Origin of the sequence: Novosphingobium sp. KCTC 2891, assembly GCF_025938155.1 — a bacterium.
GTDB lineage: Bacteria > Pseudomonadota > Alphaproteobacteria > Sphingomonadales > Sphingomonadaceae > Novosphingobium.
In genome coordinates this window covers 331,936-346,106 of sequence record NZ_JAPCZG010000003.1, presented here as the reverse complement: position 1 = coordinate 346,106, position 14,171 = coordinate 331,936, and the positions used below count along the sequence as shown (strand labels likewise).

The window sequence follows — 14,171 nt, the reverse complement described above, 5'->3', positions numbered from 1 at the left end:
CTTACCTTCTCCCTTCGAGCCAATCGTTGAGCACTTCGTGGAAGAAGCGCACACGTGTTTCCTGCGCCGGCAGGTAGGCATCTTCATAGCCCCTGGAATGCATACCAGCCTGCATTCCCTCGGCGAGTTCCATGTCCTGGTAGACGATCTGCCCGGCAAGTTCGGGGATACCGCGCCCACCGTCGAAATCGCGGTGTTCGCAGGTCTCTACCTCGCGCAGGGGCTTCGGCCCGGCCATGATCGATTCGACCGTGTCCTGCCCTTCCACCGGAAAAGCCATGCACCACAGGTCGAAGTAGCACTTCTCCGGATCGTCCGGGTGCGGTTCGCTGCGGAAGAAGATCAGGTTGTCCGGCAGGAAGCTGATGGTGACGTTGGGGAACATCACCGTGTGCGGGCTGTCGGTGATCTCCTCGTCGTCCATGTGCTCGTAGTGGACGTAGCCGCGTTCCTTCCACAGCCGACGCTTGGCCGCCTTCAGATCGAGCCAGCCCTGCATCGCCATCTCTTCGTAGCTGGCATACCTGGCTGGATCGATGTCCCACTGGCGCAGGATGAATTCGAAGGGATGCGGCACGCCGTCAGGCAACCGGTCGCTGAGCGAGGGGCGCATCGGCTGCACCGTGCGGCCATGGCCCTTGGGCCACATCTCGTGACGCGCGGTGTCGACGTCCTGGTCGATCCACGGCGGAACCTGCGGGTGCGCGGTGCGGGTGTGGTAGCTTTCCGAGAAGTTGTCCGTGACGAACTTCCAGTTGGCGTTCAGCGCGATACGGTACCACGCCACGCGCACGGCAGTGTCCATGGGATAGTTCTTGAACACCTCGGGCATCGGCTCGAGGTAGTCCATCAGCGACGGGCCGTTGGGGTCCATCGAATACCAGACGAAGCCGCCCCAGGTATCGCAGCGCAGCTCGCGCAGGCTGAGCTTGCCGCACGGATCGCCCTGCGGGAAATCATGGCTGTCCTGCGCGAACTGAAGGACGCCGTCCTTGCCCCACTTCCAGCCGTGATAAGGGCAGGTGATCGCTTCCAGCGACGAGCTTTCGTTCACCATCCGCATCCCGCGGTGGCGGCACGAATTGTAGAAGGCGCGGATCGAGCCGTCATCCTGGCGGATGCAGATCACCGATTCCTTCATGAAGGTGTGGACGAGGAAATCACCCGCATCAGGGATTTCCGCGGTGCGTCCGGCCACGTGCCAGATGCGGGTCCACAGGTGGTCCCACTCCTTTTTCGCGAACTCGGGCGAATAATAACGATCGCCGGTAATGGCATCGCCGCGCAGGTTCGCGGAATCGCGACCATCAAGCGGCGGCAGCTTGGCCGTCGTCTGGTTCATGCCTTCTCTCCCCTGCGCATCTCATTGGAGAATGCACCGAATATGTCACCATCGCCGCGAATCCGGGATGGATACACTGACACATTGGAGAGATTACAATCCGGTTGGCCTGTTTTCCAGCCCGCCTATCTGGCCCGCGCAATCATTCCTCGTAGAGCATACCGACCACACGTGTCAGCAGCTTGCCCACCTGCGCGATGCGATCCTCGCCCATCACCTGCCGGTTCAGGAGCAGGCCCATGTGCGTGGCGATCACGAGATCGTTGACCAGTTTCATCTTGTCCCACCGCGATTGCCACTGCGGGAAGGATTCGATCATCTCGGTGATCCACACCTCGTCATAACGGCGCGCGGCGGGTTCGAACACGCGGTTGAGTTCGGCGTCGGTACGCGCCGCCACCGCCAGTTCGACATAGGCGGCATATTCGCGGGTCTGGACACTCCGCCAGTGGGCAGCGGTGCCGAACTCGAGCAGATCGCCATCGTTGGCTCCGACCACCGTGCCAAGGTAGTCATCGAGGAACAGTTCCATCCGGCGATAGAACACATGATCGACCACGGCCGCGGCCAGATCCATCCGCGTGGCGAAGTGGTGGTGCATCGCCCCGCGTGAAACGCCGGAGCGCTCTGCCGCCTGCTGGGTGGTCAGTCCGGTAAAGCCCCCCTCGACCAGACAGTCGATCGCCGACTCGACAAGGCGCTGGCGGGTGCGCGCACTTTTCTGCTGCTGCCAACGCACGGGGCGCTCGGCCAGATCGGCCGGGAGCATCGCTTCGAGCATTCTCTGCTGCATCGTGGGTCCGCTCACCAAACACCCCCTTACCGGACCGGAAGCCCGGAAAACTGCGACGGCGACGCCGTACACTATCCAAAATTTCAGTTTCGCCCGGAAGGCAAACCGGCGAAGAAACCGGCATAACTGCCTGTTTTGACCAGCGCCCCCTGAAACGCAACCTGCGAGATTGGCGAGTGGCGAAGGCCGGGGCGCCGGGAAATAGTGCCGTGGGACAATGCGTCCGGCGGTATGCCGGCGCTTCCGGGTTTGAGAATCGGGTAGCTGGAGAGGAATTGGACTCATGACCGTCGAACAGCCGATGTCGCGCTATTCCAAGGAATTCGATCCGCCGGTGCGTGGCGACACGATCACCGCCGATCGCTACATTTCCAAGGAATGGATGGACCTGGAGAACAAGAATCTCTGGCCCAAGGTCTGGCATCTGGGCGGCGTACTGGCCGAGCTGGAGGAAGAAGGTGACTTCATCCGCCACAACTTCGGCAAGGATTCGGTCGTGATGATCCGCCAGGCCGACGGTTCGGTGAAGGCGTTCTACAACACCTGCCCCCACCGCGGTAACCGCCTCGTCCTTGGCGACGCGGGTTCGACCCCGCGCATCACCTGCGGCTATCATGGCTGGCAGTTCGACCCCGACGGCACGCTGGTCCATGTGCAGGACCCCGACGATTTCGCGGGCGGCAACCCGTGCGGCAAGGTCAAGCTTTCGGAGCTGCGCTGCGAAACCTGGGGCCCCTTCGTGTTCTGGTGCATGGACGACGATGTCGCCCCGCTGATCGAATGGCTTTCGCCGTTCCCCGAGCGCCTCGCCGGTTACGGTCTCGAGAACTGGGTGCGTGTGCTGAACCTGTCGGCGGACTGCGAGTTCAACTGGAAGATCATCCGCGATAACTTCAACGAGAGCTACCACCTGCCGACGATCCATCCGGAGCTGTCGACCTTCATCAACGACGGCCTGCCCGACACCCTGTTCGAGATGTATCCCTCGGGCCACAACTCGATGTGGATGAAGGGCCACCAGCCGACCACGCGCCAGCCGTTCGACGCCGGCCAGGTTCCCGCGCCGCTCGACGCGATCGCGGGTGCCTGGGGCATCAACCCGGACGACTACAACGGCCATGCCGGTGACATCCGCCAGGCGGTGATCGACGCCAAGCGCAAGTACGGCAAGGAACGCGGCTACAAGAACTACGACAGCATGACCGACCAGCAGCTGGTCGATTATTTCCACTGCACGCTGTTCCCCAACCTGACGATCACGATGTCGCCCGAACAGTGCCAGATCCTGCGCACCGAGCCGCACCCGACCGATCCGGAAAAGTGCGTATTCCAGCACTGGTGCCTCTATCCGCCGGTGGAAGGCATGACCGACGTCGAAACGCCGATCGGCCTCCTGCCGCTCAAGCACGATGCCGCGCACCGTCACAGCGTCTATGGTGACGGCGTCTCGGTTGGCTACGTCGCCGACCAGGATCTCTCGATCGGCACCACGCAGCAGCAGGGCCTCAATTCGCGCGGCTTCAAGGGCTGCCTGCTGCCCGGCCAGGAAAAGCGCGTCCAGCGGTTCCACGAACTGCTCAACGACTACGTCAAGGGCCAGGGCTGATCCGATGAGCGGCACCGCGCCGATCACCAGCGCCGTGATCCCCGGGCAACCGGGGCCGCACCTGATGCAGGCCGCCTTCCTGGTCGAAGACCTGGAAGCGGCCGCACGGGCCTGGACGCAGACGACCGGCATCGGGCCGTTCTTCATCGTGCCGCACATCCAGCTCGCCGAGTTCGACTACCGCGGCGAGAAGGGCGCGGGCCTCGACTTCTCGGTCGCGCTGGCGCAGTCGGGCGGGGTCCAGATCGAGCTGATCCAGCAGCACTGTGACAACCCCTCCGCCTACCGCGACCTGATCGCCAAGGGGCAGCAGGGCTTTCACCACTTCTGCATCTACACGCCGGACTACGACGCCACCCGCCAGCGCTACATCGACCAGGGCTTCATCAGCGCGGTCGACGGCGTCTTCGGCGCCATGCGCTTCTGCTATGTCGATACCTCGCCCGCGCTTGGCTGCATGATCGAGATCGTCGAGCAGGACGAAGGACAGACGGCGTTCTTCACCCGCGTGGCCGAAGCCGCTGCAGATTGGGACGGCGTGACCGACCCGATCCGCCCCGGGTTTCCCGACTAGACCACACCACCATGCCGCCAACCGCCAAGCGAGCGGAGGCGACGAGAGGCTCCCACATGACCCAGTGCCCGATCGAAGACCGCCTTGCCATCCAGGACCTGCTGGTCGCCTACGCCGCCGGCTGCGATTCCATGGGCGACATCGACGCGATCTGCGACGTGTTCACCGAAGACGCCGTGTTCGACCTTTCGGGCATCGGACTCACGCCGCAGGTGGGCCATGCCGGCATTCGCGCCTTCTTCACCAACGTGTTCGAGAACATGGCGCACCACGCGCACTACCTCACGAACTTCGCCGTGACCGCCTATGACGGCGATACCGCCTCGATGCGGGCCTATGTGATCGGCATGGGCGTCGGCAAGGATGGCCGCGGCGTCACCGTCAACGGCCGCTACTATTTCGACGTGCGCCGCACTGCCGCCGGCTGGAAGGCTACGCGCTACACCATGGATTTCCTCCTGCCGCTGAGCGGGACGCTGGACAACGCCAAGTAAGGCGAGCCGCTCAAGAATTTCGACCGAGTAACGCGAAAACAAAAAAATCGATCGTCAACGACCGCACCGGATGGGGAGATGGGCGGTCATCTCGGAGAGCAGCCAGTGGCTACCTATCTCGAAGTCCCCAATCCGACCGCGACCTATCCGACCCATCCCGACGCGCAGTTCCCCAAGGCCCGCGGCGACGCGATCACCGGCGACCGCTACTGGTCGAAGGAGTTCGCCGACAAGGAATGGGAAAAGATGTGGAAGCGCATCTGGCATGTCGGCGGCCGGGTGGCGCAACTCGAAGAACCGGGCGATTTCATCACCCACAACTTCATGCGCCAGTCGGTGATCATGGTGAAGCAGAAGAACGGCGGCATCCGCGCGTTCCACAACGTCTGCCGTCACCGTGGCAATCGCCTTGTCGCGGTCGCCGAAGGCGGCGTCACCGACCACTTCACGTGCCCCTACCACGGCTGGAAGTGGAACATCGACGGCGCGCTCGACTGGGTGCAGGACGAGGAAGATTTCCCGCAGGGTTCGCCGTGCGCCAAGCTGCGCATGAAGGAAGTGCCGTGCGAGACCTGGGGCGGGTTCATCTTCTACAGCTTCGACCCCAACGCCGTGCCGCTGCTCGAATACCTCGATCCGCTGCCCACGCTGCTCAAGAACCGTGACCTGTCCAACTGGAAGCGGGTCGTGTGGCGCACGCTGCGCGTGAACACCAACTGGAAGTTCGCCTCGGACAATTTCAACGAGAGCTACCACATCCCGTCGGTGCATCCGCAGTTCCAGCCGATGATCGACGATCACTATTCGACCACGATCTTCGAGATGTACCCCACCGGGCACAACCGCATGATCGAAAAGCTGCAGCCCTCCAGCCGCTGGCCGACCTCGAACCAGGTCATGGAACTGTGGGCCGACGTGCTGAAGGAATGGGATCTCGATCCGGCCGACTTCGAAGGCCGGGCGCAGGATGCCCGCATCGCGCTGCAGCAGGCGCGCCGCAAGCTGGGGCCGCAGCGCGGCTACACTTATTTCGAGACGCTCAGCGACGACGAACTGACCGACCAGTTCCACCATACCGGCTTCCCCAACCTGACGATGACGGGCACGCCGGAAGGCCTCCACGTGTTCCGCACCGAGCCGGACGTGGAAGACCCGAACTGGTCGACCTTCGACTACTGGTACATCGTGCCCGTGATCGAGGGCCGCGATGAAGTCGCCACGCTCTACGGGATGCGCCCTTATGCGGAAACGACCCAGCAGACCGGCGATTTCTCCGCCTATCAGGCCGAGATCAAGCAGGGCGACTTCCTGACGCAGGATCTCGAAGTAGCGGTGACGCAGCAGCAGGGCCTGCACTCGCTGGGCCACGACGACGCCTATCTGGCGGAGCAGGAAACGCGCATCCGCCGCTTCCATGAAGTGATCAACGACTACATCGAGGGGCGGCGCTAAGCCCCCCTCGACCGCAAACAGGACGGGAGACGCATTCGATGACCAGGAAAACGGGAATTGACCGCCGCCAGATGCTGGCTGGCGCGGGCATGGCGGCGGCAGCCGCGGCCACCGGCGGGATCGCCACGGCCGCGCAGGCTGCCGAGGCCACCCCGACGGGCTGGGATCAGGAATGCGACGTCCTGTGCGTGGGCAGCGGCGCGGCGGCGGGTTCCGCCGCCGTGACCGCCCTGGCCGAAGGCGCCAAGGTCATGATGCTCGAAAAGATGCCGATCCTTGGTGGCACCACCGCAAAGTCGGGCGGCGTGACGTGGATCTTCAACCACTTCATCCTGCGCGAGCAGGGCATCGTCGACAAGAAGGAGGACGCCCTCCGCTACGTCGTCCGCTACGGGTATCCGCGCCAGTACAACCCCGACAGCCCGACGCTCGGCCTGGACGAGAATCGCTACCGCGTGGTTGAAGCGTTCTATGACAACGGCTCGGCCGCGGTCGACCATCTGCGCGAACTGAATGCGGTCCAGTTCAAGCAGTTCCGCCTGTTCCAGGTGGACCAGCCGGCGCCCGACTATGCCGACCACCTGCCCGAGAACAAGGTGCCGACCGGCCGCGCACTGGAACCGGCGGTGGGTTCGGGTTCGACCCAGGGCGGCGGCAGCCTCGCCGCCCAGCTCCACGCCTACCTCAAGGCGAAGAACGTGCCCATCCTGACCCGCACGCGCGTCAAGAAGGTGATCAAGGATGCGTCCGGCCGCGTGATCGGCGTCGAGGCGCTGCAGGGCGACAAGACCCTGCGCATCAAGGCCAACAAGGGCGTCGTGTTCGGCACCGGCGGCTATTCGCACAACGTCGAGCTGTGCGACGTCCACCAGCCCGCCGTCTATGGCTCGTGCTCGTTGCCCGGTTCGACCGGCGACTTCCTCCAGATCGCGCAGGAAGCCGGCGCCAAGATGGGCAACCTCGGCCTTGGCTGGCGCACGCAGGTCGTTCTTGGCGAGGCGTTGCAGACCCGCGCCATCGGCCTCGGCGCATTCGTGCTGCCGGGCGATTCGATGATCCTCGTCAACAAGTACGGCAAGCGCGTGGTCAACGAGAAGCGTGACTACAACGACCGAACGCAGGCGCACTTCTGGTACGATCCCGCGCATGAGGAATACCCGAACCACCTGATGTTCATGCTGTTCGACGAGCGCTCGATCGACGCGTTCGGCGGCGCCTTCCCCTTCCCCGTGAAGAAGGCGGAGCAGCCGCACCTGATCGAAGGCGCGAGCTGGGACGAGGTATTCACCAAGATCGACGCGCAGCTGGCCCAGTGGCAGAACCGCACCGGCGGCGTCCGCCTCGCGCCTGAATTCGCCGCGAACACCAAGCAGGCGATCACCAACTTCAACGGCTATGCCAAGAAGGGCGTCGATCCCGAGTTCGGCCGCGGCAACTACCTGTACGACCGCCAGTGGCACCTGCTGTTCTCGGCGCGGCGCGCGGGTACCACGCAGCCGGCAAACCCCTATCCGAACAACACGATGCATCCGTTCGCGCCGAAGGGTCCGTATTATGCGATCATCCTTGCGCCCGGCACGCTCGACACCGCCGGTGGCCCGCAGATCAACGCCAACGCGCAAGTTCTGAGCGCCGACGGCCAGCCTATCCCCGGCCTCTACGCGGCAGGCAACTGCATCGCGGCACCGACCGGGCAGGCATACCTGGGTGCCGGCGCTACGATCGGGCCGGCTGTGACCTTCGGCTACATCGCCGGCAAGAACGCGGCCAAGGCGTGAACACGCGCGCCATGAAGCATGCATTGATCCTGGGGGCAGCGGCACTCGCCGCTGCCTGCTCGGCCACCGCCGCGATCTCTGCCGAAGGGACCGCCCCTGCTCCGTCAGCGGCCGCAGCGGCGCCCCCGGCCCAGCCCTCGCTCTTTGCCGGCCAGATTGCGCCGCTGCTGGAAAGCAACTGCGCGGTCTGTCATCTCACCGGCAGCGAAGCCGGCGGCATGGCACTGGTCGCCGATCAGGCGATCGGCTTCCTCGTCGATCAACCGTCGCAGGAAGTACCGGGGCTGAAGCGCGTTGCGCCCGGCGATCCCGACAACAGCTATCTGGTGATGAAGCTGGAAGGCACGCACACCGACCACGGCGGCATCGGTGCACAAATGCCGTTCGGCGGGTCGCCGCTCAGCAAGGAACAGATCGCGCTGGTTCGACAGTGGATCAAGGAAGGGGCCAAGCCATGAATGCCAATCTCGTCAGCCTTGAAGGCAAAGTCGCCATCGTCACCGGCGCAGGCGTGGGCATGGGTGCGGCAACCGCCCGCCTGCTCGCCGCGCGCGGCGCGAAGGTCGTGGTGTCGGACATCAACGCGGAAACCGCCGCCGCCACCGCCGATGCCATCCGCGCAGCCGGCGGCACGGCGCACGTGGTCATCACCAACGTGGCCGACGAAGCCCAGGTCGAGGCGCTCCTCGCCGAGACCGTGGCGACCTTCGGCCGCTTCGACTGCGCGGTGAACAATGCCGCGATCACGCCCGACGTGCTGCCCATTGCCGAGGCCGACATGGCGGTGTTCGACAAGGTGCTGAACGTCGACCTGCGCTCGGTCATGCTTTGCATGAAGTACGAGATCCGGCAGTTGCTGGCGCAGGGCTCGCCCGGCTCGATCGTCAACATCGGCTCGGTCAGTTCGCAGCGGCCGCAGGCAAACAACGCGGCCTATGTTGCGGCCAAGCACGGCGTGATCGGCCTGACCAAGACCGGCAGCCTTGAATATGCCTCCAAGGGTATCCGCGTGAATGCGGTCCTGCCCGGCGCGATCGACACGCCGATGCTGCGCGGCGCGCTTGACGCCAGTGGCTTCACCGAAGCCGATTTCGCCCCCGCGCTCAGCCTGTTCGGCCGCTTCGGCAAGCCCGAGGAAGTCGCCGAGGCCAGCGCATGGCTGTGCTCGGACGCGGCCAGCTACGTCACCGGCCATAGCCTTGCAGTCGAAGGCGGGTACCTGACCCGCTGAGGCGCACACGGCGCAATTGAAAAGGCCCCGGCTCCTTATCGGAACCGGGGCCTTTTTCATGCCGGCAGCAACAGCAGGGTCAAACCTGGCTGAAACCGCCGTCGATGACGAATTCGGTGCAGGTGACGAAGCTGGCCGCCTCGCTGCACAGATAGACCACGCCGCCGCCCATTTCCTCGGGACGGCCCTGCCGGCCGATCGGGTGACGTGCTTCCATGCCCGCCTGTGCCACTTCGCGCGACGGCGCCGCGCCCATCGCGACATAGCGATCCAGGATCGAGCCGAGCATTTCGGTATCGACGCCGCCCGGATGAACCGAGTTCACGCGCACGTTGTAGCCGAGCGCCGCAAACTCGGCGCCGAGGCACTTCGAGAGCATCTTCACCGCCGCCTTGCTGGTGCAATAGGCCGCGTTGAACGGTGCGCCGCGAAGGCCGCCCACGCTGGAGAAGTTGACCACCGAGGCGCCGCCCTTGCGCGACTTGCCGCCCTCGATCAGCAGCGGCAGCAGGATCTGCGTGCCGATGATGATCGAATCGACGTTCACCGCATTGACCCGGTGGAACGCCTCAAGGCTGGTGTCCTCGAACTTCTCGACGATCGAGATGCCCGCGTTGTTCACCAGCGCGTCGAGACGGCCATAGTCCTTGTAGATCAGGCCAGCGAGCGCTTCCCAGTCCAGTTCGCTGGTCACGTCGTGGCGCATGTAGACGTCCGCGCCCTCGATGTCGGCTTCCTCGGCCATGTCGGTGGCGATCACCGTGGCATTGGCCGCCTTCAGCGCCTTGACCAGTTCGCGTCCGATGCCCCCGGCCGCGCCGGTGACGACAGCGACGACGTTGTCGAGTGCGATGGTCATTGCGCGGTCCAGCCCCCGTCGATGACCAGCTCGGCGCCGGTCATGTAGCTGCTGTCGTCGCTGGCGAGGAAGAATGCCGCCGAAGCGAGTTCGGACGGCTGTGCCAGGCGGCCGATGGGGGTGCTGCCCACAACGCCGGCGACAAGATCGTCGGACTTCTCGGCAAAGCCCTGGTCGACCCAGCGCTGGAAGCCCGCCTTGAGCAGCGGCGTCTCGACGAAGCCGGGATGCAGCGAGTTGGCGCGGATCGGCGTTTTCTTGTGCGCGAACTCGATGGCGATGCCCTTGGTGAACAGCCGCACCGCGCCCTTGCTGGCGTTGTAGGCCGACACTTCATTCATGCCGACGAGGCCCATGATCGAGCTGACGTTGATGATCGACGAACCGCCGCGGAAGTCCTTGCCGCTTTCGGCCATCATGGGCACGAAATGCTTGGTGCCCAGGAACACGCCATCGACGTTGACCGACATGATCCGGCGCCAGCCTTCCATGGTCAGGTCTTCAACCGGCCCGGTCAGGTCGATACCGGCGTTGTTCACCAGGATATGGCATTTGCCGTGGCGTTCCTTGACGAGCGCGACCGCGCGTACCCAGTCCTCTTCCTTGGCGACGTTGGCGGAGACATAGCTTGCCGCCTGCCCCAGCTTCGCCATCACTTCGGTGGCGGTGGCGCTGTCTTCGGCGTCGAGGTCCGAGAGCACCACTTCCGCGCCTTCGGCCAGGAAGCGCTCGGCGCAGGCGAGGCCAATGCCCCGCAGGCCGCCGGAGACGAAAGCGACGCGCCCCTTCAGGCGCTGTGCAGAATGTTCCATGCTCATCAGACCCCCATCATGCCGGCGGTCGTTGCGCCGTCGATCGCGATTTCCGCGCCGGAAATGAACCCTGCCTCATCCGAGGCGAGGTAGGCGACGAGACCGGAGATTTCGTCGATCTGGGCCATGCGGCCCATCGGGGCCATGCCCTCGTACATCGCGCGCGCTGCGGCCGGATCGGGCTGCGCGTTCATGATCTGGGTGATCAGCGGGGTTTCCACCACGCCGGGCAGGATCGCGTTGACGCGAATCTTGTACTTCTTCTGCCCGCAATAGACCGCCGCCGACTTGGCAAGCGCGCAGACCGCAGCCTTGGTCACCGAATAGGCGACGTAGTTGCCGAGCGGACGCGTGGCGTTCATCGAGGAATTGATGATGATCGAGCCGACAGGGCCTTCGGGATTGCGCTTCATGCCCAGGATCGCGTTCTGAACGGTCAGCATCACGCCGGTCTGGTTGACGGCGACGATGTTGTTCCAGCCTTCCAGCCCGACATCTTCAATGCTGCCATCGCCGCTTTCCGTGCCGGCATTGGCGAATGCCACATCAAGCCGGCCATGCGCGGCGATGATCTCGTCGATTAGGCCCGGCCAGCCGGCCGCATCCTGCACGCGCAGCTTGCTGAACGTGGCGCCGGTCTCGTCGCACAGCGCGCGCGCCGGCTCTTCCTTCGATCCGGTGAAGTACACCTTCGCGCCTTCAGCCGAAAGCCGCCTTACCGCAGCAGCGCCGATCCCGGTCGTTCCACCCGTGACGAGCGCGACCTTGCCTTCAAGTCTACCAGCCAATTGTTCTCTCCCGCCTCTGGGGCATACAAGGATTCTCTATTGTGCGATGTCGTAGGCCGGGGTTCAGGCTGCGCAACCTATGCTTTTTCGCAAGGTGACGCCCGCGCGCGCGAGGGCCAAAACCTGCAGCAATGACCGGAATCCGGTTTTTTGGGTGAGGAATCGAGTAAATGGCTGACCGTGATCCCAACCTCGGCGGCGGCGTGGCCCGCAGCGAAGGCATCAGCTGGCAGGAGCTTCTGGCGCAGGACAGCCGTCCTGCCCCGGCGATCCTGACGGACGAGAGCTACCAGTATCGCGGCAGCGAGCCGCTGGCCGCGGAACGCTACACCAGCGAGGAATTCGCCAAGCTGGAGCGCGAGAAGATGTGGCCCTACGTGTGGCAGTTCGCCGCGCGTGAGGAAGAGCTTCCCGAAGCCGGCGACTACATCGTGTTCGAGAACGCCGGGCGTTCCTACCTGATCAGCCGCCAGGAAGACGGCTCGGTCAAGGCCGTCCACAACGTCTGCCTCCACCGCGGGCGCAAGCTGCGCACCGAGGACGGCACGGCCGACAAGTTCGTCTGCCCGTTCCATGGCTTTGCCTGGAACAAGGACGGCAGCTTCGATTCCATGCCCTGCTCGTGGGACTTCAAGCACCTGCCCAAGGAACAGATGGGCCTGCCCGAGGCGGAAGTGGGTCGCTGGGGCGGCTACATCTTCATCCGCGAGGAAAAGGGCGGTCCGAGCCTCGAGGAATTCCTCGCGCCGCTCCCCGAGTTCTTCAAGCGCTGGCGCCACGAGGAATGCACCACGGTGATCTACGTCGCCAAGGAAGTGCAGGCCAACTGGAAGGTGACGGCGGAGGCCTTCATGGAAGCGTGGCACACCGTCGTCACGCACCCGCAGCTGCTGCCGTTCACCGGCGACTGCAATGCCGCCTACTGGACCTGGGGCGACAACGTGAACGTCAACCTCGTGCCGTTCGGCATCATGAGCCCGCACATCGATCCCGAGGGCAAGACCCAGCAGTGGATCGTCGACGAGTTCGTGAAGTACAACGGCCGCTCCGGCGACAACTATGAAGGCGCCGACCCCTTTGCCGTCAGCGTGCCCGAAGGCGTGACCGCCCGCGCGGCCCTGGGCGCGGCAATGCGCAAGGGCTACACCGAGCAGACCGGCTACGACCACGACGATGCCACCGATGCCGAACTGCTCGACGGCCTGGTCTACAACGTGTTCCCGAACTTCGCGCCGTGGGGCGGGTTCATGCCGAACATCGTCTATCGCTGGAAGCCGGGTACCACGCCCGACACCTGCCTGATGGAAGTGCGCATCCTCGCCCGCGTGAAGAAGGGCGAGCCGATCCCGCGCGGCGCGCCGATGAAGCTGCTGGGCAAGGACCAGAAGTGGACCGACGCTCCCGAACTGGGCGTGCTCGGCCATGTGTTCGAGCAGGACATGGAAAACCTGCCGTTCGTGCAGGAGGGTCTCCACGCCTCGAAGACCGGCGAAGTGAACCTGGGCGACTACCAGGAAATCCGCATCCGCCAGTTCCACCAGACGCTGGACAAGTACCTGAACGGCACCCTGGGAGCACCCAAGTGAGCGCGGGCGAGACCGAGAGCCACCCGCCGCGCATCAACTGCGTGCTGGTCTGCGGCGGCGTATGGCACGACATGGACTTCGCCCGGCTGGAGCTGCTCAAGCTCCTGTCCGAAGACCCGTCGGTCCGCACCCGCGTGTTCGAGGACTACGAGAACGTCGCGGCGATCGAGGAAGCCGATATCCTCATCACCTACACCTGCGACGTCACGCCCTCGCTCAAGGCGCAGGAAGCGCTGCGGGCGTGGCTCGGTAACGGCGGGCGCTGGTATGCGCTGCACGGCACCAATTCGGTGCTGCGCCTGCTGACCGAGGGCGACAATGCCGGGCTGTGGGACGCGCCGCGCTGGGCGCCGCTGATGATGGACATGCTGGGCAGCCAGTTCATCAGCCACCCTCCCATCGCGCCCTACACGGTGACCGTGGCCGACCACGACCACCCGCTGACGCAGGGCATCGAGCCGTTCGACACCACCGATGAACTCTACCACATGGAGTATCACGGCGACCTGCACGTCCTGCTGGAAACCGACTGCACCGAAGAAGGCACCGGCTTCGTCGAGGCGGCAGCCGCGCCGGGCGTGCATCCGGTGATGTACATCAAGGGCCACGGCAAGGGCGCGGTGCTCTACAACACGCTGGGCCATTGCCGCGGGCACTACGACCTTCAGCCGATGCTCGACTGGTGGCCCACCGTGGATCGCTGCGCGTGGGACCTGCCCGTATTCTATGACCTGCTGCGCCGCGGTATCGGCTGGCTCAAGGAACGGGCGCCCAAGCCGGCCTGACATTTGCCAGCCGACGCGAGAACGGGCGACAGGCGCGCATTTCCAGCGCCTGTCGCCCTTCTTGTATCAAG

At 64.7% G+C, this 14,171-nt stretch carries 14 protein-coding genes; 9 read left to right on the top strand and 5 right to left on the bottom strand.

Going from position 1 to position 14,171, the window contains the following annotated elements; genetic code table 11:
- Position 1: 1 nt before the first annotated feature.
- Both OLX02_RS07960 and OLX02_RS07955 read right to left on the bottom strand, forming a co-directional pair.
- Positions 2–1,342 (bottom strand): aromatic ring-hydroxylating oxygenase subunit alpha, encoded by a 1,341-nt coding sequence (locus OLX02_RS07960; protein ID WP_264421761.1) that lies wholly within the window; start codon positions 1,340–1,342, stop codon positions 2–4.
- Between the two features lie 142 nt (positions 1,343–1,484).
- Complete coding sequence (locus OLX02_RS07955; RefSeq protein ID WP_264421760.1) at positions 1,485–2,150, bottom strand: TetR/AcrR family transcriptional regulator; 666 nt, start codon at positions 2,148–2,150, stop codon at positions 1,485–1,487.
- A 268-nt stretch (positions 2,151–2,418) separates the two neighbouring features.
- On the opposite strand from OLX02_RS07955, the gene OLX02_RS07950 reads away from it, so the two are divergent.
- From OLX02_RS07950 to OLX02_RS07920, 7 genes are all read left to right on the top strand, one after another.
- A complete protein-coding gene (locus OLX02_RS07950) occupies positions 2,419–3,741 on the top strand; it encodes an aromatic ring-hydroxylating oxygenase subunit alpha (RefSeq protein WP_264421759.1) in 1,323 nt (440 codons plus the stop codon).
- Positions 3,742–3,745: 4 nt separating this feature from the next.
- Positions 3,746–4,315 carry a VOC family protein gene (locus OLX02_RS07945; RefSeq protein WP_264421758.1) on the top strand — a complete coding sequence of 190 codons (570 nt, stop codon included), beginning with the start codon at positions 3,746–3,748 and terminating at the stop codon, positions 4,313–4,315.
- Between the two features lie 56 nt (positions 4,316–4,371).
- Positions 4,372–4,809 (top strand): nuclear transport factor 2 family protein, encoded by a 438-nt coding sequence (locus OLX02_RS07940; protein WP_264421757.1) that lies wholly within the window; start codon positions 4,372–4,374, stop codon positions 4,807–4,809.
- 105 nt (positions 4,810–4,914) lie between these two features.
- Positions 4,915–6,261, top strand: a complete 1,347-nt coding sequence (locus OLX02_RS07935) for an aromatic ring-hydroxylating oxygenase subunit alpha (RefSeq protein WP_264421756.1) — start codon at positions 4,915–4,917, stop codon at positions 6,259–6,261.
- A gap of 38 nt (positions 6,262–6,299) precedes the next feature.
- Complete coding sequence (locus OLX02_RS07930; RefSeq protein ID WP_264421754.1) at positions 6,300–8,039, top strand: FAD-binding protein; 1,740 nt, start codon at positions 6,300–6,302, stop codon at positions 8,037–8,039.
- Positions 8,040–8,050: 11 nt separating this feature from the next.
- Positions 8,051–8,497, top strand: a complete 447-nt coding sequence (locus tag OLX02_RS07925; protein ID WP_264421752.1) for a c-type cytochrome — start codon at positions 8,051–8,053, stop codon at positions 8,495–8,497.
- Positions 8,494–9,270, top strand: coding sequence for an SDR family NAD(P)-dependent oxidoreductase (locus tag OLX02_RS07920; protein ID WP_264421750.1), 777 nt, complete (start codon positions 8,494–8,496; stop codon positions 9,268–9,270). The genes OLX02_RS07925 and OLX02_RS07920 overlap by 4 nt, the downstream gene beginning before the upstream one ends.
- Before the next feature lie 79 nt (positions 9,271–9,349).
- Here OLX02_RS07920 and OLX02_RS07915 read toward each other — a convergent pair whose 3' ends face one another.
- Genes OLX02_RS07915 through OLX02_RS07905 form a run of 3 tightly spaced genes read right to left on the bottom strand, consistent with a single transcriptional unit; the run spans position 9,350 to position 11,729 of the window.
- Entirely contained in the window at positions 9,350–10,129 is a 780-nt protein-coding gene (locus tag OLX02_RS07915) for an SDR family NAD(P)-dependent oxidoreductase (RefSeq protein WP_264421748.1), read from the bottom strand.
- Positions 10,126–10,941, bottom strand: coding sequence for an SDR family NAD(P)-dependent oxidoreductase (locus OLX02_RS07910; RefSeq protein WP_264421746.1), 816 nt, complete (start codon positions 10,939–10,941; stop codon positions 10,126–10,128). The genes OLX02_RS07915 and OLX02_RS07910 overlap by 4 nt, the downstream gene beginning before the upstream one ends.
- A gap of 5 nt (positions 10,942–10,946) precedes the next feature.
- On the bottom strand, positions 10,947–11,729 hold the full coding sequence (locus tag OLX02_RS07905; protein ID WP_264421744.1) for an SDR family NAD(P)-dependent oxidoreductase: 783 nt from the start codon (positions 11,727–11,729) through the stop codon (positions 10,947–10,949).
- A 170-nt stretch (positions 11,730–11,899) separates the two neighbouring features.
- On the opposite strand from OLX02_RS07905, the gene OLX02_RS07900 reads away from it, so the two are divergent.
- A complete protein-coding gene (locus OLX02_RS07900) occupies positions 11,900–13,315 on the top strand; it encodes an aromatic ring-hydroxylating oxygenase subunit alpha (RefSeq protein ID WP_264421743.1) in 1,416 nt (471 codons plus the stop codon).
- Positions 13,316–13,386: 71 nt separating this feature from the next.
- Entirely contained in the window at positions 13,387–14,100 is a 714-nt protein-coding gene (locus tag OLX02_RS07895) for a ThuA domain-containing protein (RefSeq protein ID WP_264422072.1), read from the top strand.
- The last annotated feature ends 71 nt before the right edge of the window (positions 14,101–14,171 follow it).

Excerpts from the sequence above, each read along its gene's own strand:
- OLX02_RS07930 (WP_264421754.1), top strand. The coding sequence starts at position 6,300 with ATGACCAGGAAAACGGGAATTGACCGCCGCCAGATGCTGGCTGGCGCG.
- OLX02_RS07960 (WP_264421761.1), bottom strand. The coding sequence starts at position 1,342 with ATGAACCAGACGACGGCCAAGCTGCCGCCGCTTGATGGTCGCGATTCC.
- OLX02_RS07945 (WP_264421758.1), top strand. The coding sequence starts at position 3,746 with ATGAGCGGCACCGCGCCGATCACCAGCGCCGTGATCCCCGGGCAACCG.
- OLX02_RS07950 (WP_264421759.1), top strand. The coding sequence starts at position 2,419 with ATGACCGTCGAACAGCCGATGTCGCGCTATTCCAAGGAATTCGATCCG.
- OLX02_RS07920 (WP_264421750.1), top strand. The coding sequence starts at position 8,494 with ATGAATGCCAATCTCGTCAGCCTTGAAGGCAAAGTCGCCATCGTCACC.
- OLX02_RS07900 (WP_264421743.1), top strand. The coding sequence starts at position 11,900 with ATGGCTGACCGTGATCCCAACCTCGGCGGCGGCGTGGCCCGCAGCGAA.
- OLX02_RS07910 (WP_264421746.1), bottom strand. The coding sequence starts at position 10,941 with ATGGAACATTCTGCACAGCGCCTGAAGGGGCGCGTCGCTTTCGTCTCC.
- OLX02_RS07925 (WP_264421752.1), top strand. The coding sequence starts at position 8,051 with ATGAAGCATGCATTGATCCTGGGGGCAGCGGCACTCGCCGCTGCCTGC.
- OLX02_RS07915 (WP_264421748.1), bottom strand. The coding sequence starts at position 10,129 with ATGACCATCGCACTCGACAACGTCGTCGCTGTCGTCACCGGCGCGGCC.
- OLX02_RS07940 (WP_264421757.1), top strand. The coding sequence starts at position 4,372 with ATGACCCAGTGCCCGATCGAAGACCGCCTTGCCATCCAGGACCTGCTG.
- OLX02_RS07895 (WP_264422072.1), top strand. The coding sequence starts at position 13,387 with ATGGACTTCGCCCGGCTGGAGCTGCTCAAGCTCCTGTCCGAAGACCCG.